Genomic DNA, 18,275 nt, shown 5'->3' with positions numbered 1-18,275 from the left:
GATGGGTTTCCGCACCAACATCTATAAGTCCCCAGCTCAGCTGAGGTTGATGGTGGAACCCGGACTCATCACCGCTGCCGCTCTTGATGCAGCACGCCCTCTCATTCGTGCGGGTGTCTCCACGCTCGAGATTGATGCTGCAGCCGAGAAGGCTATTCGCGACCGTGGTGGCGAACCCAACTTCATGCTGGTTCCCGGTTACCGTCACACCGTGTGTGCATCGGTGAACGACGAAGTCGTTCACGGCATTCCCGGTGGACGCATCCTCGAACCCGGAGATATTGTCTCCATCGACGCTGGTGCGCAATACAAAGAGTGGAATGGCGACTCCGCCATCACTGTTGTCGTTCCAGACCCCAGCCGTCCTGAGGTTGTGGCAGAGCGTGAACAGCTCTCAAAGATCACCGAAGGCTCCCTCTGGGCAGGTATTGCTCGCCTCTCCAAGGCAAAGTATCTCAACGAGGTTGGCGACGGCATCCAGAGCTACATTGAACTTGAAGGCCAAAAGGTCGGCCACCGTTACGGCATCCTGACCGATTACATCGGTCACGGCATCGGCCGCGAGATGCACGAAGCTCCTCCGGTGTTCAACTACCGCGTGAAGCAAAAAGGTCCAGAAGTAAAGCCCGGATTGGTTGTTGCTATTGAACCCATGGTCGTCATGGGCAAGATCGACACATATGTCGGCGAGGATGACTGGACCGTCATTACCGAAGACGGTGGCATGGCTTCGCACTGGGAACACTCGGTTGCCGTGCACAAAGATGGAATCTGGGTTCTCACCGCACATGACGGTGGCGCGGCTGGTTTGGCACCGTTTGGTGTCGTTCCCACCCCCATTGCCTAAATCCCAGTTGGATTTCTGCGGGAATATCACATAAGCTTGGACTTTGGTGTCTGTTGCCATGCCTTTGGCGTGTCGTCAGAAATCATTTTGCATCCGCAAGACCAGTAATCCCCAATAAAGCGATAAGTGAGTTATGGCCAAAAAAGACGGCGTCATCGAGATCGAAGGTTCGATCACCGAAGCGTTGCCCAACGCAATGTTCCGCGTTGAGCTGACTAATGGCCACAAGGTTCTTGCCCACATCTCGGGCAAGATGCGCCAGCACTACATCCGAATCCTCCCTGAGGACAAGGTCATCGTAGAGCTCAGCCCTTACGACCTCACCCGTGGACGTATCGTCTACCGCTACAAATAAGGGTTACTGAGAAGTAACGGCCTGTTTTACAGGTACGAAGACAGCGATAAAAGGAAAGAACAATGAAGGTAAACCCCAGCGTTAAGAAGATCTGTGACAAGTGCAAGGTCATCCGTCGCCACGGCAACGTCATGGTGATCTGCGAGAACCCTCGTCACAAGCAGCGCCAGGGCTAGTCGAAAGACTCCCACAAATTTTCACTCGCAAGAGTGATCTCGCGGTTCGCCGCAACAACTAAACAAAGCATTTCCAAGAACTTACGCAAGTAAGGGACACCTACGGTTGGAGGCCGTGGCACCGGAAATGCTCCACACCTCCACTACACACAAGGAGATGCCACCATGGCACGTCTTGCCGGAGTAGACATTCCCCGCGAAAAGCGCGTGGAAGTTGCACTGACATACATCTACGGCGTTGGTCGTACGCGAGCACTAAAGACTCTCGCTGACACCAACATCAGCGGAGACATCCGCGTCAAGGACCTCACCGACGACCAGCTGGTCGCACTGCGTGACTACATCGAAGGTACTTTCCGCGTAGAGGGTGACCTCCGCCGTGAAGTACAGGCCGACATTCGCCGCAAGGTTGAGATCGGTAGCTACGAAGGTATCCGTCACCGTAAGGGTCTTCCTGTCCGCGGACAGCGCACCAAGACCAACGCGCGTACCCGTAAGGGACCAAAGCGTACCGTCGCCGGCAAGAAGAAGGCTAAGTAATCCGCTTCGCGGGTTTTAGCCCCCTCATTAGGTTTTAGGAGAAATCATGGCAGCACCTAAGTCGGCAGTTCGCAAGCCGCGTAAAAAGGACAAGAAGAACGTTGCTGTGGGCCAGGCCCACATCAAGAGCACGTTCAACAACACCATCGTGTCGATCACTGACACCACTGGTGCAGTAATCAGCTGGGCATCGTCTGGCCAGGTTGGCTTCAAGGGTTCACGTAAGTCGACTCCCTTCGCAGCACAGCTCGCAGCAGAGTCTGCAGCACGCCAGGCACAAGAGCACGGCATGAAGAAGGTAGACGTTTTCGTCAAGGGCCCCGGCTCTGGTCGTGAAACTGCAATCCGTTCGCTTCAGGCCGCTGGCCTCGAGGTTGGTTCGATTTCCGATGTGACCCCACAGGCTCACAACGGTTGCCGTCCACCTAAGCGTCGTCGCGTTTAGTCTTTCCCCCCGTTTTATAACTCAATAACCCCGCTCACGCGAGTGTCATATATCGGACACTCAGCCGAAAGGAATACATAGTGCTCATTGCACAGCGCCCCACGCTTTCCGAAGAGAACATCTCTGAATACCGTTCACGTTTCATCATTGAACCGCTGGAACCTGGTTTTGGTTACACCTTGGGTAACTCCATGCGTCGTACCCTGCTCTCCAGCATTCCTGGTGCAGCAGTAACCAGCATCCGTCTGGATGGCGTACTCCACGAGTTCTCCACCATTCCTGGTGTCAAGGAAGATGCAACTGAAATCATCCTGAACATCAAGTCTCTGGTTGTTTCCAGCGAGCACGACGAGCCCATCACCGCTTACCTCCGTAAGCAGGGTTCCGGTGTTGTTACCGCTGCAGACATCTCCGCACCTGCTGGTGTTGAGATCCACAACCCTGAGCTCGTGATCGCAACCCTGAACGACAAGGCAAAGTTCGAACTCGAACTGACCATCGAGCGTGGCCGTGGCTACGTCTCCGGTAGCCAGAACCGTTCCGAGTTCTCCGAAGCAGGTCAGATTCCTGTTGACTCGATCTACTCTCCAGTACTCAAGGTGACCTACCGCGTCGAGGCAACTCGTGCCGGTGAGCGCACTGACTTCGACCGCTTGGTCGTTGACGTTGAGACCAAGCAGGCCATCACTCCTCGTGACGCAATGGCTTCTGCTGGACGCACCCTGACCGAACTCTTCGGTCTGGCACGCGAGCTCAACACTGCTGCTGAAGGTATCGAGATCGGTCCTGCACCAGTTGACGCAGTCCTCAGCTCTGAGCTGTCGATTCCTGTTGAAGACCTCGACCTCTCTGTTCGTTCCTACAACTGCCTCAAGCGCGAAGGTATCAACACCGTTTCTGAGCTCGTAGCTCTCTCCGAAACTCAGTTGATGAACATCCGCAACTTCGGTCAGAAGTCGGTCGACGAGGTTCGCGACAAGCTCATCGAGATGGGTCTGTCACTCAAGGATTCTGTCCCCGGATTTGACGGAGCACACTTCTACGGTGGCTTCGACGAAGACGAGAACATCTAAGCGACTGTCTTCATAGACACGTCACAGTATTGATTTACGGAGATATAAAAAATGCCTACCCCAACTAAGGGTCCTCGCCTCGGAGGCGGTCCTGCACACGAGCGCTTGATGCTCGCGAACATGTCCGTTTCTTTGTTCACTCACAAGTCGATCAAGACCACTGAGACCAAGGCAAAGCGCCTGCGTCCCGTGGCTGAGCGTCTCATCACGTTTGCAAAGCGTGGAGACCTTCACGCACGTCGCCGTGCGCTGTCGATCCTGCGTAACAAGGAAGCTGTTCACATCCTTTTCGCTGAAATTGCTCCTCTGGTTGCTGAGCGTGAGGGCGGCTACACCCGCATCACCAAGCTCGGTTACCGCAAGGGCGACAACGCTCCTCTCGCACAGATCGAGCTCGTGCTCGAGCCTGTCAACAAGAAGCCTGCAAAGGCTAAGCCTGCTAAGGCAGAGGCTCCCAAGGCTGCTGCACCTGTAGCTGCTGAGGTTGTTGAGGAAGTTGTTGTTGACGAGGTGACCGAAGAGGTCGTCGTTGACGCAGCTGGCGAAGCTGAAGTTGAAACCGTTGTTGAAGAGACTGTTGTAGAGGTTGCTGAAGAAGCACCCGCTGCAGAAGCTACTGAAGAAGAAGCTAAGTAGTCCTTCCACGAACTGCAACGAAACCCCGGTGCTGGTCACCGGGGTTTCGTCGTTAAACCCCCAGCCTCCGAAGACTTTAGACTCGAAGACGTGACTACCGAGGACAGCGCCATCGACGAAGGTTCAGTAGAACCCGTCGAAGACGACTTTGCTGACCTCGTTCCCGCCGAAGGTATTGTGCGGGTGCGCATTGACTTCGGCTATGACGGAACGGATTTTGCGGGCTGGGCTAAGCAGCCGGGTCTGCGCACCGTAGAAGACACCTTGGAGCAGGCCTTTGCTCAGGTGCTACGCATGGAGGTTTCTCCTCGCATCGTGGTGGCTGGTCGCACCGACGCCGGCGTTCATGCCGCGGCTCAGGTCGCTCACGTTGATATTCCGCTGGAACAACTCATTAGGGTTTCTTATTCACGCTTGGAACGCCGTGAACTGCAAGAGCAGGGTGGCATTCCATTCGTGGACGGCATTGCCCAGGTTCCCCAGTCCATGCTGCATGCTCTGCTGCGCCGCGTGAACGGCTCCATGGGCCGCGGAGCAGACGTGGTCATTAACACCGTTGTGGTTGCCCCTTCAGGCTTTGACGCCCGGTTCTCCCCCCTGGCCCGTCGTTATGAATACCGCATTGCGGATGGTCTGGAACACCTGAACCCGATCGAGCGTCGCAAGACCACCTTCAGCTTCTATTCACTCGACGTGGACGCCATGAACGAGGCGGCAGCCATGATGCTTGGCCTGCGTGACTTTGGGGCGTTTTGCCGCCCCCGTCCTGGCGCGACCACGATTCGTGAATTGCACGAGTTCCACTGGGAACGCCAGGAAGACGGCGTGATCGTGGCCAGGCTTCAGGCAGATGCGTTCTGTCACTCCATGGTGCGCTCGCTCGTCGGGGCCTGTGTTGCAGCAGGATCCCAGTCCAACAGCCTGGAAGAGATTGAAACACTTCGTACCAAAGCAGAACGTACCAGTGTGTTCAAGGTCATGCCTGCCCAAGGATTGACCCTGATGGAGATTATTTACCCTCCCGATGACGAGGTCGGAGCGCGTGCAGACCTTACCCGGAGCCGTCGCGAATTGACCGACGACGCTCCCATGGCGTAAATTAGACCCTTGGTGCTTGTTCCACGTGGACAGGCCGCCGAAGTTGAGCCCTCGACTGATGGGTTCTAGCCAGATTCTGGATTAGAACGCAACGACTGAGCGGGATACACGGACCACTCATTTCGACAAGAAAGCAGTATTACTGTGACTCGTACCTTTACGCCTAAGGCATCAGAAGTTACGCGCGGCTGGGTCATCATTGACGCAACCGACGTCGTGCTCGGACGCCTCGCATCTCACGCAGCAACCATTCTGCGTGGCAAGAACAAGGCCACCTACACTCCTCACATGGACATGGGTGACTTCGTCATCATCGTCAACGCAGACAAGGTTGTCCTCACCGGCAACAAAGCTGCACAGAAGAAGGCATACCGCCACTCTGGTTACCCAGGCGGCCTGCGTTCCACCACCTACACCGATCTTCTCGAGAAGAACCCTGAGCGCGCTGTGGAGAAGGCTATTCGTGGCATGCTCCCCAAGACCTCACTCGGTCGCGACCAGTTCCGCAAGCTTAAGGTTTACCGCGGCGCTGAGCACCCTCACGCTGCACAGCAGCCCAAGGTATACACCCTCACTCAGGTAGCTCAGTAGAGCCTCGAAGATTTAGATAAAGGATTAAGTAATCATGGCGGATAACGCAGAAATCGAGACCGAGGCCGTAGAGGTCACCGAGTACTCAACCGAAACTCCTGTCGCAGCAGCCCCTAAGGCTCCTCGCGCAATCCTCAACGTTCCTGGTGCAGCTGTAGGTCGTCGCAAGCAGGCTATTGCTCGCGTACGCCTCGTACCCGGTTCCGGCAAGATCACGGTCAACGGCCGCGAGCTCGCAAACTACTTCCCCAACAAGCTGCACCAGCAGCTCATCAACGACCCTTTCACCGTGCTTGAGCTCGGTGGCGCATATGACGTCGTTGCACGCATCAGTGGCGGTGGCCCTTCCGGTCAGGCAGGCGCACTGCGTCTGGCTATTGCCCGTACATTGAACGAGATTGACCGCGACAACAACCGCGCAATCCTGAAGAAGGCTGGCTTCTTGACTCGTGACGCTCGCGTCATCGAGCGTAAGAAGGCTGGTCTCAAGAAGGCTCGTAAGGCTTCTCAGTTCTCGAAGCGTTAATCTCGCTTCTCTAGAAGTAATCGACTGTCCCTTGGCACGTCTATTCGGCACGGACGGTGTCCGAGGTTTAGCAAACCGTGAACTCACGGCAGACCTAACCTTGGCACTGGCCCAGTCGGCCGCGGTGGTTCTCACCAGCGGTCGCAGAGCTGAAGCCAGACGAGCTGAGGGACGTCGTGCTACTGCGGTCATTGCCCGCGACCCACGCATCTCTGGTGAGTTCCTCACTGCAGCGCTGTCTGCTGGCCTGGCCAGCTCAGGCATCGATGTATTGGATGCTGGCGTGATTCCCACGCCTGCAGCTGCCTTCTTGGTCAGCTCGATCGGTGCGGACTTTGGTGTGATGGTCTCGGCCTCCCACAATCCTGCCCCTGATAACGGCATTAAGTTCTTTGCCTTCGGCGGAACGAAGCTCCCTGATGAGGTCGAAGACCGCATCGAAGCTTCATTAGACGCCGATCACCTGCTGCCTACCGGTGGTGAGGTTGGTCGTATTCGTCGCTTCGCCGATGCGGAAGACCGCTACGTCATTCACCTGCTGGGCACTCTGCCCAACAAGTTGAACGGTCTGCACGTGGTGCTGGACTGTGCACACGGTGCTGCCTCCGCCATCTCACCTGAAGTCTTCACCGACGCGGGCGCGAAGGTCACGGTTATTGCCGCAGACCCAGACGGTCTCAACATCAATGACGGTGTGGGCTCCACTCACCTCGACGTGGTGGCTGCTGCTGTGCTGGCTCACGGAGCCGACATTGGTATTGCCCACGATGGTGATGCTGACCGCTGCTTGGCAGTCGATGCCCAGGGCAACGTCATTGACGGCGACCAGATCATGGCTATCCTCGCGGTGTCAATGAAAGAACGTGGTCGCCTCAAGAACGACACTCTCGTTGCCACCGTGATGAGCAACCTTGGTCTTCACAAAGCCATGAACAAGCACGGCATCAAGGTCATCCAGACTGCAGTCGGCGACCGCTACGTGCTCGAAGGACTAGCTGAACACGACGCTGCACTCGGCGGTGAACAGTCTGGTCACGTCATCATGACCGAACACGCCACCACTGGTGACGGTATTTTGACCGGTCTGCACTTGGTCGCTGAAATGGCTCGCACCGGCAAGACCATTGCTGAGCTTGCCTCAGTGATGACCGTCTTCCCCCAGATTCTTGTCAACGTTCGCGGTGTTGATCACCGCTCATTAGGCGGCAACGCAGCAATTGATGCTGCTGTTGCTGCTGCAGAGGTTGAACTCGCAGACACCGGCCGTGTCTTGTTGCGTCCTTCTGGAACCGAACCCATGGTTCGCGTCATGGTCGAAGCTGCCGATCAGGCAACTGCAGACCGCTTGGCACACAGCATCGCTGATGTGGTCAAGGCAGAGCTCGCGCTCTAGTTCTCTTCTTCTCTAGATCTTGCGCAGCAAGACAGTCGAGACCGCATGGTTTGCTGCCTTACGCAGCACCAATGTTGCCCTGGACCTAGTGGGTCGAATGTTCTCTTCCAAGTTAGGAAGGTTGATGCGTTCCCAGAAGCCCTTGGCCGTCTCACGCGCTTCGTCCTCGGTGAGCGAGGCATAGCGGTGGAAGTAAGAATCAGGGTCGGAGAAAGCTCCGCGCTGAAGTGAGAGGAAGCGATCCTGATACCAGGTGGCAATGTCTTGGGTGCGAGCATCGACATAGACAGTGAAGTCAAACAGGTCACTCACGGCTAGCCCACCACCAGAGGTGGGGGGCTGAAGTACATTGAGTCCCTCGACAATGAGAACATCAGGCTGGCGAACCACAACCTTCTCGTCGGGCAAGATGTCATAGCTCAGGTGGGAATAGACCGGAGCAGTGGCCTCAGCGGCACCGCTCTTAATCTTGCTGACGAAGCGCAGCAATGCGCGACGGTCATAGGACTCCGGGAATCCCTTGCGGTCCAAGATGCCCCGGCGTTCCAGCTCAGCGTTGGGATAGAGGAAGCCATCGGTGGTCACAAGTTCAACGCGGGGGGTGTCCTCCCAGCGAGCCATCAACATCTGCAACAGACGGGCCACGGTGGACTTCCCCACGGCAACAGAGCCAGCCACGCCAATGACGAACGGCGTGGTGGTGGCGCGCTCGCCGAGGAAGTTGGAGGTGTCGCGGTGCAGCTTTCGTGCGCCAGAGGCATAAATAGAGAGCAACCTGCTCAGCGGAAGATAGACATCTTCTACTTCCTGCAGGTTGAGGCGGTCTCCTAGGCCTCGCAGGCTCTCAATATCTGCCTCGGTCAGGGGAGAAGCGGTGGTGGGAGCAAGCTCAGCCCATTCATCACGGGAGATCTCCACAAAGGGAGTCGTGTGCACAGAGATGGCACCGGTTTGCTCAAGCTTCACCTGCCTATTCTGCCCTACGCGGGCGTTATGCCGCTCGTGAACTAAACTGGAACCCTTATGTGTGGAATCGTGGGTTACGTCGGTCAGCAAGACACTCTTGCCGTTCTTTTGGGCGGTCTGAAGCGTCAGGAGTACCGCGGATATGACTCGGCAGGTGTTGCAATCCTGACCGATGGTGGCACCCTGGAGACAGCCAAGAAGGCTGGAAAGCTCCAGGCGCTCGTTGACCTGCTTCAGGCAAACCCCCTCATTCCTGGTCACACCGGTATTGGCCACACTCGCTGGGCCACCCACGGTGGACCCACCGATGTGAACGCCCACCCTCACTTGGGTGACGACGGCAAGCTTGCCCTCATTCACAACGGCATCATTGAGAACTTCGCTGAGATCAAGGCAGAACTCCTGGCTAAAGGCTACGAGTTCGAATCTGAGACTGACACTGCTGTGGCAGCTGTTCTTCTCGGGGACGTCTACCGCGAGGTCGGTGACCTGCGCGAAGCAATGCGCCTAGTGGTCAACCGTCTCGAGGGTGCCTTCACCCTGCTTGCGGTTCACACCGATGCCCCTCACCTCATTGTTGCTGCTCGCCACAACTCACCACTGGTGATTGGTTTGGGCGACGGAGAAAACTTCCTCGGCTCTGACGTTGCCGCATTCGTGGAATACACCCACCGCGCAGCAGCTGTCGGCCAGAACCAAGTTGTGGCGATCACGCCAGACGGCGTTGAGGTCGTGGACTTCGATGGTAAGCCTGTCGAGATCGAAGAATATGAAATCGCTTGGGATGCGTCTGCATCGGATAAGGGCGGTTGGTCTTCCTTCATGGCGAAGGAAATCACCGAGAACCCCGACGCTGTGGCGAACACCGTTCGCGGACGCGTTGTGGATGGTCTCGTGGAAGTACCTGAACTGACCGAGATGGGCGATGCTGTCTTGAACGGCATCAACCGCATCATCTTGGTTGCCTGCGGCACGGCGTCCTATGCAGGCATGGTCGGCGCCTACGCCATTGAGCAGTGGGCACGCATTCCTGTTGAGGTTCAGCTCTCACACGAGTTCCGTTACCGCGACCCCGTGATTACCCCGGAGACCCTGATCATTTCGATCAGCCAGTCAGGTGAAACCATGGACACCTTGATGGCGGTCAAGTATGCCCGCGAACAAGGTGCCCGCACCATCTCCGTGTGTAACACCCAGGGTGCAACAATCCCTCGCGAATCTGATGCTGTGGTCTACACCCACGCAGGTCCTGAGGTTGCAGTTGCCTCCACCAAGGCTTTCGTTGCACAGATCACCGCGCTCTACTTGATTGGTCTGCACATCGCAGGTTCCAAGAAGACCGTAGATGAGAAGGAACTCCGCCGTCTCGCTACTGACCTCCAGGCTCTGCCTGCCAAGGTCACCAAGGTTCTCGAGACCGGTGAAAAGATTGCTCAGCTCGCCAAGTGGATGAGTGACACTCCTTCGGTTCTGTTCCTGGGTCGTCACGTGGGATACCCCATCGCACTTGAGGGTGCTCTCAAGCTCAAGGAGCTTGCGTACATCCACGCTGAAGGCTTCGCTGCCGGTGAGCTCAAGCACGGTCCCATTGCGTTGATTGATCACGGTCAGCCCGTGTTCGTTATTGTTCCGAGCCCTCGCGGTTCAGCTCTGATCCACTCCAAGGTTGTCTCCAACATCCAGGAGATTCGAGCACGTGGTGCTCGCGTCATCGCGATTGCCGAGCAGGGCGATGCAGCTGTTCTTCCCTATGCAGATGAGGTCATCCAGATTCCTCTGGCCGACCCCATGTTCGAACCCATCCTCGCGGTGGTGCCACTGCAGATCTTCGCGATGGAGCTCGCAGACGCCAAGGGCTTGGACGTTGACCAGCCACGTAACCTGGCCAAGTCGGTCACGGTCGAATAGCCACTCATGATTCTGGGAGTGGGGGTCGACATTGTCGACATCGCTCGCTTCACGCGGGCGTTAGAACGCACGCCCAAGCTGGGGGAGCGTCTCTTCACCGATGCTGAGCGCGAGCTTCCCGCGAACTCGCTTGCTGGTCGCTTCGCCGCTAAAGAAGCATTGATCAAAGCCTTTGGTGGCTCTGGTTCGATGACCTTTCACGACATGGTCGTGATCAAGGACGAACTGGGAAAGCCATCATTTGATCTAACCGGTGCTGCAGCGGAGATGGCCAGCTCCAAAGGCATCGACAGCCTCCACCTCTCCATCTCTCACGATGCCAATGCTGCTGTTGCGTTCGTCGTTGCCGAAGGAAGTGCAGCATGAGCCACACTCCTTTCCGCATTGCCAAGGTGAACACGGATGCCATTGCTGGCAACGTGAAGCGCCTGTATGAGATCACCGGTGTTGACGACGTGCTCATCGTGGTCAAAGCAAATGCCTATGGCCACGGCATGGTGCCCGCTGCGAAGGCAGCGCTCGCCGGCGGAGCAACCTGGCTGGGAACAGCAGACATCGCCGAAGCGCTGGTACTGCGTGAAGCAGGCATCACGGTACCTGTTCTGTGCTGGATCCACGCACCAGATGAAACCTTCGATGAAGCTGTCGAGAACGACATCACTCTGGGTGCTGTCTCGGTTTCACAGCTCAACGTGATTGCTGCCGCTGGACACCGTGCCCACAAAACCCCTCGCGTTCACCTCAAACTCGACACAGGCCTGAGCCGTAATGGCTCCAGCCCTGAACAGTGGGCTGACTTCATGCGCACCGCAGCAGAACTTCATGCTTCTGGAGACCTCGACGTTGAAGGTGTGATGAGTCACCTCTCCAACACCTCCGACGCTGATGATCTCGAGCAGCTCAAGGTGTTCACAGTGGGACTCTCTGAGATCAAGGACGCTGGCCTGGAGCCACAGTATGTTCATCTTGCCGCTTCACTGGCAGCATTGACGCTGCCCGAGACCCGCTTCAATATGGTGCGCTCCGGTATTGCCGCCTATGGCATTGCTCCCACTGAAGAGCTTCGTCCAGAGCAGTTCGGACTCACACCTGCCATGACACTGGAAACCAGGGTGGTGGCTGTTCGTCGCGTTCCCGAGAACACCGGTGTGAGCTATGGGTATCTCCACCGCACGGCAGGTGAGAACACCCTGGCATTGATTCCTCTTGGCTATGGCGATGGCATCAACCGCGATGCGTCCATGAACGGACCCGTTCTGCTCAACGGAGAAACCTATCCCGTTGCAGGTCGCATCGCGATGGATCAGTTCTTGCTTAACGTGGGCGATGACCCCGTTGTTGTCGGCGATCACGTGGTTCTCTTCGGTGACCCAGCATTGGGGCAGCCTTCGGTTCACGACTGGGCTGCAGCTGCGAACTCCATTGCCTATGAGATTGTCACGCGCCTGATTGGCACCCGACTCGATTATGAGTACGTAGGGAACGCCTAATGCTCGGAACTCGCACAATTGAGAATCCGGACCAGATGCATGAACTCGGCCTCGAGCTGGGCAAGGCACTGCGTGCGGGCGATGTGTTGGTGCTCACCGGACCCCTCGGTGCCGGCAAGACCACGCTGACACGAGGTATTGGTGAAGGCCTGGGTGTTCGTGGTCCTGTGACCAGCCCCACTTTTGTGTTAGCTCGCACACACCCCAGCCTGGTTGATGGCCCACCTCTGGTTCACGTGGATGCCTATCGTTTGAACAGTGCTGTTGAACTCGATGATCTCGACATCGACTTCGCTCATTCCGTTGTCGTGGTCGAGTGGGGTGCCGGCATGCTCGATGGCATCGTGGACTCCTGGCTCGATGTCGTCATTGAACGCCCCGAGGGCGCCAATGCGGGTGAACTCGGCGAGGAACTCATTGAGCCCCGCACAGTGATTCTGACTGGGCATGGCAAAAGGTGGGAAGCAGCATGAGCAACGTCATCCTTTCCATCGACACGTCAGCAGGCACCAGCATTGCTGTAGTGAAGGACGGAACAGTCCTGTCTTCTCGCTCCACCCCCGACACCATGCGTCACGCTGAGATCATCGGCAGCTTTATCCATGAAGTTCTGAGTGAGGCAGGGATTGCCTCCAGCGAGGTGACCCACGTTGCTGCTGGCATGGGACCCGGACCCTTTACGGGTCTTCGGGTGGGGATTGCTGCCGCCGATGCGTTCGCATTCGGCGCAGGGGCAATCCTGCTACCCATGAATAGCCACGACGCTATTGCTCTTGAGTTCTTGGATACCGATCCTGAAAACAACGTCGCGGTCACCACCGATGCTCGCCGCAAGGAAGAGTATGTGAGTTTCTATACCGGCTTGGATGACCAGGGTTGCCCCATTCGTGCACATGGGCCTGCCATTCAGAAGCCTGGTGAATACATCGTGACCGATAGTGCCTATGTTCAGGCCACGGAAGTCCCGGCCAGCTGGCTCGGTGTTCTGGCCGAGCGTATGTTGGTTGCAGGAAGAGCTTTCCTTCCCTTCGAGGCGCTCTATCTGCGCTCGCCGGATGTCACCATGAGCAACGGTCCCAAGCGGGTTGTGCAAGAGATGCGGGGTGGTCAGAAATGATCGACAGCATCGTGTTACGTCAAGCAACCACTGATGATGTTCCCGCCATCATGGATATCGAAACTCCTGTCTTTGCTGGTGAAGCCTGGTCTATGGAAGCGATGGCTCGGGATGTGGGAGACAGGAACTGTTTCTATCTCGTCGCCGAAGCACACACGGATGTTCTGGGCGGTGAGCCCAGTGTTGTGGCATATGCCGGGCTCTTGGCTCCCCGAGGCTCAGGTGATGGAGATATTCAGACCATTGCTGTTCTGCCCGAGTTCCGCAGCTCTGGTCTCGGACGCCGTCTGATGACGGCGCTGCTGGATGAAGTAGAAGCACGCGATGCCAAGCGAGTCTTTCTTGAAGTCCGTGCAGACAACCCTCATGCGATTGCGCTTTATGCATCCTTGGGCTTTGAAGAGATTGCTGTTCGTCCTGGCTACTACCAGCCCGAAGGTATTGACGCCGTGATCATGAAGAAGGGAGCTGATCTGTGATGAACCGTGACGCTCCTTTAGTCCTCGGTATTGAGACCAGTTGCGATGAGACCGGTATCGGCATTGTTCGTGGTCGCGAACTCCTCGCTAACGTCATTGCCTCCTCGATGGATGAGCACGCTCGCTATGGCGGTGTTGTCCCCGAGGTTGCTGCACGTGCCCACCTGGAGGCACTGCGCCCAGCCCTGACTGAAGCTGTTGCCACCGCGGGCATCAGACTCGAAGACCTTGATGCTGTCGCGGTGACCAGCGGCCCAGGTTTGTCAGGTGCCCTGATGGTGGGCGTTGGCGCAGCGAAGGCACTGGCGCTGTCTCTGGATAAGCCGCTCTATGCCGTGAACCACCTGGTGGGCCACGTGGGTGCTGATGTTCTCGGCGAAGAAGGTCCCCTCGAATACCCCACGATTGCCTTGTTAGTTTCTGGTGGTCACACCTCGTTGCTTCTTGTTCGTGATCTCACGAGCGACGTTGAACTACTGGGGGAGACCATCGATGACGCTGCAGGTGAAGCCTTTGACAAGGTGGCCAGAATATTAGGTCTGCCCTATCCCGGAGGTCCCCAGATCGACCGCGTTGCGGCCGAGGGTGACCCCAAAGCTATTCGCTTCCCCCGTGGGCTCACACTTCCGAAGGACATGGAGAAGCACCGCTACGACTTCTCCTTCTCAGGTTTGAAAACAGCGGTTGCCCGCTGGGTTGAGGTGCGCAGAGACGCCGGGGAAGAGATCCCCATCGCTGACGTGGCTGCCAGCTTCCGTGAAGCTGTCATTGATGTGCTCACCAGCAAAACAATTGCTGCGTGTAAGGACTATGGGGTTCCTCGGCTTTTGCTGGGAGGTGGCGTTGTAGCGAATGCACGCCTGCGCGAAGTCGCGCAGCAGCGTGCTGACTCTGCCGGGGTGGAGCTGCGTATTCCCGCCTTCTCGCTTTGTACTGACAATGGCGCGATGATTGCAGCGCTGGCGTCCGAGCTCATTATGGAAGGCGCAGAACCTTCCTCGCTGAACTTTGGAGCTGACAGCACACTCCCAGTTACAGACATCCATGTTCACTAAAATTGAACTATGACTGAAAAAGCTGCACCCAAGACCCCTAAAGCTGCCAAGCCTGTGACCGTGGTCACTCCTGAGCCTGTGATGGCACCCAAGACCAACATCTTGGCCATCGTTGCACTCGTCACCGGTATTGCCGGCCTGACCGTGATTCCTTTCGTTTCCAGCATTGTTGCTGTGGTGACCGGACACATGGCACGCAAGGAAGTTCGTCGCACCGGCGAGCAGGGTGACGGTCTTGCACTGGCTGGTCTCATCACCGGATACATCGGTATTGGCCTTGGTGTTCTGGTTGCCATTCTCGTTGTTGCCTTCTTTGGCGTCGTGATTGCTTCAGGAATCAACCAGTACGGCTACTAAGTTGGGTCTGTGAGTATCAACAGCGCAGAAGCCAGACTCGCTCGCTATAACCCGTGGGCATTTGTTTCTTTAGCGTGCGTTCTTTTGCTGGTTCTCGGAGTCTTTGCCGTCTATTTCGGCAATAAGGCTCTGAAAGAAATCAAGAAGAGTAACCAGCGCGGCATGAAGCTTGCCCAGTGGGGCGTTGTTCTCGGTTATGTCGAGATTGTCTCCGGCGTGATTGTGTTCACGGCCATCTTGGCCATTACGTACTGATCCTCAACCCCTGCAGAGTGTGAACTCGAGCTGGGCCCCAGCTGGATTCACAGTGCCGTTGCGGCTTGGGGTTGAGTGAAGAGAAGACCAGAATAGTAAAGCAATGAATACCGACATCTTTGACTACTTCAGCCAGACTGAACTTCCTTCGCCCACTCTTCCTGAGGCTGAGGTTGTGGCACTGGTTGAGAAGCATTTCGGCGTTGTCACCTCAGCTTCATCACTGGGTAGTCAGCAGGATCAGAACTTCATCTTGCGCAGACAAGATTCCGGGGAAGTTCTCGGTGTCCTCAAACTCAGCAACCCAGCCTTCAGTGAACAAGAAATCCACATGCAAGACGAGGCTGCAGCACACCTTGCCAGCAAGATAGACCTGCGCATCCCCTCCATTGTTGAGGGCGATACCGGTGCAATGTCGGCACTGTTTGAGACCTCTCAGGGCGTGATTCATGGCCGCGTGATTAAGTTCATTCCGGGCAACAGTCTGATGGGCTCGGGATACTTATCTCCTCACGCGATTGCGCGCTTGGGCGAGATTGCAGGAATGGTGAGCAGCGGACTCGCAGACTTCTCTCACGCTGCCAGTGGAAGAGTGCTTCAGTGGAACTTGCTCTTTGCGGAAAAAGTCATTGAACAGCTTCTGAGTGATGAACCCGATGCCGAGGTCACGAAGCTCGTCCACAAGGCACTGGAGATGACCTCTCCAATTCTCAGCACTGTTGGCCCGAACCTGCCTCAGCAGCTCGGCCACTTCGACATCACCGACGACAACGTGATGTGTCCGGAAGATTCGTCAGTTCCTGACGCCGTGCTCGACTTCGGTGATGTTGCCACTTCCTGGGCTGTGGGAGAAATTGCCACCACAGTGTCTTCGATGCTTCACCACGATGGCGTTGAGCCATTCAGTGTTCTGCCTGCCATTGCCGCATTCCACTCGCTTCGTCCGCTCAGCGATGATGAGATCGACGCGCTCTGGCCCTTGGTCATTCAGCGCGGTGCTGTGTTGGTGCTCAGCGGTCGCCAGCAGAGCCGCATTGATGAAGACAATGACTATGCCACCAGCGCGCTCGACCGCGAAATGCGCATCTTGGTCCAGGCTCTGTCTGTCCCACCAGCAGTGATGTCAGCAACCATTCGCCACCACCTGGGGCTTAATGCACCTGTTGCTTCGGTGTGGTCCGGGGGCAATCTGCTTTCTTCCCTCACTCACGTGAAGGTGCTGGATGCCAGCACCACCTCACCTCTCAACGATGAGGGTGCGTGGCTGGCATCAGAGACTCTCGAGCATGCTGCCCTGGCTGCTCTCGACAGCGGTGCAAATCTCGCAGTGCTTCCGGCATGGCAACCCGTGCTCGCTGGTGCTCCTTCTCGCACGCCAAAGACGCCAAAGACCATTCCCACCCATGCCACCATCTGGCTGGCTGAAGCTACAGAGTTTTCCACGACGCATGCTCTGGAAATAGCACCCGGAGTAGTGAGTGTCACCGCTGGTGGCCAGACGGTGGAATTCCGTTCGGCACAGATTGCAAGCACCACACTGCCAGCACGTGTCGCTATCACTGTCGCCATGGTCAATGATTCTGTAGATGTTCCTGCCATGGTCAGTGCTGAATTAGCAGCAGGATGGCGAAGCCTGTTCGGTGATCCCTCGCACGCTCTGGGTATTGATCCGAGTCCAACAGCACCGGACCACTTACTTGAGCGTCGTGAAAAAGTCCTTGCTGAAGTGCAAGAGCACTACTACCAGCACCCTCCTCAGATGGAGCGTGGATGGCGTGAATATCTGATGGATGTCAACGGCCGCGTCTATCTCGACATGGTGAACAACGTCGCCTCCGTCGGCCACGCCCACCCGAAGGTGGTCGAGGCAGCGACCAACCAGATGCGGTTGCTCAACACCAACTCCCGTTTCAACTATCACTCGATTACTGAATACGCAGAGCTCATCACGGAGACTCTTCCTCCTGAGCTCGACACCGTCTTCTTCGTGAACTCAGGCTCAGAAGCAGTAGACCTCGCACTGCGCGTTGCCATGGCCTACACAGGTAGAACCGACATTGTCTGCATGCAGGAGGAGTACCACGGCTGGACCTATGCAAGCGATGCGGTGTCCACCTCTATTGCAGATAACCCCAATGCACTGAGCACCAGACCTGACTGGATCCACACCGTGGATGCTGCCAACTCCTATCGCGGTATTCACCGCGATGAAGAAGCGGTGAAATACGCTCCTGAAGCAGTTGAGGTTATTGAGGGCATCGCTCGGTCAGGTAAAGAGATTGCCGGGTTCATCAGTGAGTCTTACTTTGGCAATGCCGGTGGCGTCGCCCTGCCAGATGGATATCTGAAGCAGGTCTATGCCGCTGTTCGTGCGCAGGGCGGTCTTGCCATTGCGGATGAAGTCCAGGTTGGCTTCGGACGCTTGGGTGAATGGTTCTGGGGTTTCCACCAGCAAGGAGTCATTCCCGACATCGTTGCAGTGGCAAAGTCCATTGGTGGCGGTCACCCACTCGGTGCCGTGATTACCAGCCGTGAGATTGCCAACCGTTATCGCACCCAGGGCTACTTCTTCTCGTCCACCGGTGGTTCACCCGTGTCGAGTGAGATCGGCAAAGCAATCCTCGGCATCATCAAGGATGAGGGCCTGCAAGAGAACGCATTGAAGGTGGGAACCCACCTCAAGCAGCGCTTACAAAGCCTGTCAGCTCAGTACCCCATCGTGGGCAGAGTGCATGGCTCGGGTCTCTACCTCGGTCTCGAATTCATTCGAGACACCCAGACTCTGGAACCGGCAACGGAAGAAACAGAAGCCATCTGTAATCGCCTGCTGGAACTCGGTGTCATCATGCAGCCCACCGGGGATTACCAGAACGTGCTCAAGATCAAACCGCCACTGGTGGTTACTCAGGAGTCTGCTGACTATTTCGTGGACATGCTGGAGCATGTCTTGGAGACCGGCTGGTAGTAG

The 18,275-nt window shown here is 56.7% G+C and carries 22 protein-coding genes; 21 read left to right on the top strand and 1 reads right to left on the bottom strand.

What is annotated here, in order from left to right; all coding sequences use genetic code 11:
- Position 1 precedes the first annotated feature (1 nt).
- From map to glmM, 11 genes are all read left to right on the top strand, one after another.
- Positions 2 to 847 carry a type I methionyl aminopeptidase gene (gene map, locus M2118_RS03150; RefSeq protein ID WP_280794514.1) on the top strand — a complete coding sequence of 282 codons (846 nt, stop codon included), beginning with the start codon at positions 2 to 4 and terminating at the stop codon, positions 845 to 847.
- A gap of 133 nt (positions 848 to 980) precedes the next feature.
- Positions 981 to 1,202 (top strand): translation initiation factor IF-1, encoded by a 222-nt coding sequence (infA, locus tag M2118_RS03145; protein ID WP_110232739.1) that lies wholly within the window; start codon positions 981 to 983, stop codon positions 1,200 to 1,202.
- Positions 1,203 to 1,264: 62 nt separating this feature from the next.
- Positions 1,265 to 1,378, top strand: coding sequence for a 50S ribosomal protein L36 (gene rpmJ, locus M2118_RS03140; protein ID WP_007540807.1), 114 nt, complete (start codon positions 1,265 to 1,267; stop codon positions 1,376 to 1,378).
- Between the two features lie 165 nt (positions 1,379 to 1,543).
- Positions 1,544 to 1,918, top strand: a complete 375-nt coding sequence (gene rpsM / locus M2118_RS03135; RefSeq protein ID WP_280794513.1) for a 30S ribosomal protein S13 — start codon at positions 1,544 to 1,546, stop codon at positions 1,916 to 1,918.
- Positions 1,919 to 1,964: 46 nt separating this feature from the next.
- The gene (gene rpsK, locus M2118_RS03130) at positions 1,965 to 2,363 is read left to right on the top strand and encodes a 30S ribosomal protein S11 (protein ID WP_280794512.1); all 399 of its coding nucleotides are present in this window, start codon (positions 1,965 to 1,967) and stop codon (positions 2,361 to 2,363) included.
- Between the two features lie 80 nt (positions 2,364 to 2,443).
- The gene (locus M2118_RS03125) at positions 2,444 to 3,436 is read left to right on the top strand and encodes a DNA-directed RNA polymerase subunit alpha (protein ID WP_280794511.1); all 993 of its coding nucleotides are present in this window, start codon (positions 2,444 to 2,446) and stop codon (positions 3,434 to 3,436) included.
- A gap of 51 nt (positions 3,437 to 3,487) precedes the next feature.
- A complete protein-coding gene (gene rplQ / locus M2118_RS03120) occupies positions 3,488 to 4,072 on the top strand; it encodes a 50S ribosomal protein L17 (RefSeq protein WP_110232743.1) in 585 nt (194 codons plus the stop codon).
- A gap of 90 nt (positions 4,073 to 4,162) precedes the next feature.
- Positions 4,163 to 5,170 (top strand): tRNA pseudouridine(38-40) synthase TruA, encoded by a 1,008-nt coding sequence (truA, locus tag M2118_RS03115; RefSeq protein ID WP_348519952.1) that lies wholly within the window; start codon positions 4,163 to 4,165, stop codon positions 5,168 to 5,170.
- 144 nt (positions 5,171 to 5,314) lie between these two features.
- The gene (gene rplM, locus M2118_RS03110; protein ID WP_280794510.1) at positions 5,315 to 5,761 is read left to right on the top strand and encodes a 50S ribosomal protein L13; all 447 of its coding nucleotides are present in this window, start codon (positions 5,315 to 5,317) and stop codon (positions 5,759 to 5,761) included.
- Positions 5,762 to 5,795: 34 nt separating this feature from the next.
- A complete protein-coding gene (gene rpsI / locus M2118_RS03105; protein WP_280794509.1) occupies positions 5,796 to 6,287 on the top strand; it encodes a 30S ribosomal protein S9 in 492 nt (163 codons plus the stop codon).
- Between the two features lie 31 nt (positions 6,288 to 6,318).
- Complete coding sequence (gene glmM / locus M2118_RS03100) at positions 6,319 to 7,680, top strand: phosphoglucosamine mutase (RefSeq protein ID WP_280794508.1); 1,362 nt, start codon at positions 6,319 to 6,321, stop codon at positions 7,678 to 7,680.
- A 12-nt stretch (positions 7,681 to 7,692) separates the two neighbouring features.
- Here glmM and coaA read toward each other — a convergent pair whose 3' ends face one another.
- Positions 7,693 to 8,646, bottom strand: a complete 954-nt coding sequence (gene coaA, locus M2118_RS03095; protein WP_280794507.1) for a type I pantothenate kinase — start codon at positions 8,644 to 8,646, stop codon at positions 7,693 to 7,695.
- A 57-nt stretch (positions 8,647 to 8,703) separates the two neighbouring features.
- Here coaA and glmS point away from each other — a divergent pair, with 57 nt between their 5' ends.
- The 10 genes from glmS (at position 8,704) to M2118_RS03045 (ending at position 18,272) form a co-directional block, all read left to right on the top strand.
- On the top strand, positions 8,704 to 10,554 hold the full coding sequence (gene glmS, locus M2118_RS03090; protein ID WP_280794506.1) for a glutamine--fructose-6-phosphate transaminase (isomerizing): 1,851 nt from the start codon (positions 8,704 to 8,706) through the stop codon (positions 10,552 to 10,554).
- 6 nt (positions 10,555 to 10,560) lie between these two features.
- Entirely contained in the window at positions 10,561 to 10,920 is a 360-nt protein-coding gene (locus tag M2118_RS03085; protein WP_280794505.1) for a holo-ACP synthase, read from the top strand.
- Positions 10,917 to 12,044 (top strand): alanine racemase, encoded by a 1,128-nt coding sequence (alr, locus tag M2118_RS03080; RefSeq protein WP_280794504.1) that lies wholly within the window; start codon positions 10,917 to 10,919, stop codon positions 12,042 to 12,044. The genes M2118_RS03085 and alr overlap by 4 nt, the downstream gene beginning before the upstream one ends.
- On the top strand, positions 12,044 to 12,517 hold the full coding sequence (gene tsaE / locus M2118_RS03075) for a tRNA (adenosine(37)-N6)-threonylcarbamoyltransferase complex ATPase subunit type 1 TsaE (RefSeq protein WP_280794503.1): 474 nt from the start codon (positions 12,044 to 12,046) through the stop codon (positions 12,515 to 12,517). Before alr ends, tsaE begins: the two co-directional genes overlap by 1 nt.
- Entirely contained in the window at positions 12,514 to 13,161 is a 648-nt protein-coding gene (gene tsaB, locus M2118_RS03070) for a tRNA (adenosine(37)-N6)-threonylcarbamoyltransferase complex dimerization subunit type 1 TsaB (protein WP_280794502.1), read from the top strand. Before tsaE ends, tsaB begins: the two co-directional genes overlap by 4 nt.
- Positions 13,158 to 13,640 carry a ribosomal protein S18-alanine N-acetyltransferase gene (rimI, locus tag M2118_RS03065; RefSeq protein ID WP_280794501.1) on the top strand — a complete coding sequence of 161 codons (483 nt, stop codon included), beginning with the start codon at positions 13,158 to 13,160 and terminating at the stop codon, positions 13,638 to 13,640. The genes tsaB and rimI overlap by 4 nt, the downstream gene beginning before the upstream one ends.
- Entirely contained in the window at positions 13,640 to 14,695 is a 1,056-nt protein-coding gene (gene tsaD / locus M2118_RS03060; RefSeq protein ID WP_280794749.1) for a tRNA (adenosine(37)-N6)-threonylcarbamoyltransferase complex transferase subunit TsaD, read from the top strand. The genes rimI and tsaD overlap by 1 nt, the downstream gene beginning before the upstream one ends.
- A 9-nt stretch (positions 14,696 to 14,704) precedes the next feature.
- Positions 14,705 to 15,052, top strand: a complete 348-nt coding sequence (locus M2118_RS03055) for a DUF4190 domain-containing protein (RefSeq protein ID WP_280794500.1) — start codon at positions 14,705 to 14,707, stop codon at positions 15,050 to 15,052.
- Between the two features lie 9 nt (positions 15,053 to 15,061).
- Positions 15,062 to 15,307: a DUF4190 domain-containing protein gene (locus M2118_RS03050; protein ID WP_280794499.1), complete on the top strand. Its 246-nt coding sequence runs from the start codon at positions 15,062 to 15,064 to the stop codon at positions 15,305 to 15,307.
- Positions 15,308 to 15,410: 103 nt separating this feature from the next.
- Positions 15,411 to 18,272, top strand: a complete 2,862-nt coding sequence (locus M2118_RS03045; RefSeq protein ID WP_280794498.1) for an aminotransferase — start codon at positions 15,411 to 15,413, stop codon at positions 18,270 to 18,272.
- The last annotated feature ends 3 nt before the right edge of the window (positions 18,273 to 18,275 follow it).

Origin of the sequence: Aurantimicrobium minutum, from assembly GCF_029892845.1 — a bacterium.
GTDB classification, from domain to species: domain Bacteria; phylum Actinomycetota; class Actinomycetes; order Actinomycetales; family Microbacteriaceae; genus Aurantimicrobium; species Aurantimicrobium minutum_B.
The sequence above is the reverse complement of the archived record's forward strand: the minus strand, read 5'-3'. Positions and strand labels throughout refer to the sequence as shown.

Bases quoted from the DNA above. Each gene is read 5' to 3' on its own strand.
- infA (WP_110232739.1), top strand. From the start codon at position 981: ATGGCCAAAAAAGACGGCGTCATCGAGATCGAAGGTTCGATCACCGAA.
- tsaE (WP_280794503.1), top strand. From the start codon at position 12,044: ATGCTCGGAACTCGCACAATTGAGAATCCGGACCAGATGCATGAACTC.
- tsaB (WP_280794502.1), top strand. From the start codon at position 12,514: ATGAGCAACGTCATCCTTTCCATCGACACGTCAGCAGGCACCAGCATT.
- rplQ (WP_110232743.1), top strand. From the start codon at position 3,488: ATGCCTACCCCAACTAAGGGTCCTCGCCTCGGAGGCGGTCCTGCACAC.
- rpsI (WP_280794509.1), top strand. From the start codon at position 5,796: ATGGCGGATAACGCAGAAATCGAGACCGAGGCCGTAGAGGTCACCGAG.
- tsaD (WP_280794749.1), top strand. From the start codon at position 13,640: ATGAACCGTGACGCTCCTTTAGTCCTCGGTATTGAGACCAGTTGCGAT.
- M2118_RS03085 (WP_280794505.1), top strand. From the start codon at position 10,561: ATGATTCTGGGAGTGGGGGTCGACATTGTCGACATCGCTCGCTTCACG.
- map (WP_280794514.1), top strand. From the start codon at position 2: ATGGGTTTCCGCACCAACATCTATAAGTCCCCAGCTCAGCTGAGGTTG.
- rpsM (WP_280794513.1), top strand. From the start codon at position 1,544: ATGGCACGTCTTGCCGGAGTAGACATTCCCCGCGAAAAGCGCGTGGAA.
- alr (WP_280794504.1), top strand. From the start codon at position 10,917: ATGAGCCACACTCCTTTCCGCATTGCCAAGGTGAACACGGATGCCATT.
- rpsK (WP_280794512.1), top strand. From the start codon at position 1,965: ATGGCAGCACCTAAGTCGGCAGTTCGCAAGCCGCGTAAAAAGGACAAG.
- rimI (WP_280794501.1), top strand. From the start codon at position 13,158: ATGATCGACAGCATCGTGTTACGTCAAGCAACCACTGATGATGTTCCC.
- M2118_RS03055 (WP_280794500.1), top strand. From the start codon at position 14,705: ATGACTGAAAAAGCTGCACCCAAGACCCCTAAAGCTGCCAAGCCTGTG.
- glmS (WP_280794506.1), top strand. From the start codon at position 8,704: ATGTGTGGAATCGTGGGTTACGTCGGTCAGCAAGACACTCTTGCCGTT.
- M2118_RS03045 (WP_280794498.1), top strand. From the start codon at position 15,411: ATGAATACCGACATCTTTGACTACTTCAGCCAGACTGAACTTCCTTCG.
- rpmJ (WP_007540807.1), top strand. From the start codon at position 1,265: ATGAAGGTAAACCCCAGCGTTAAGAAGATCTGTGACAAGTGCAAGGTC.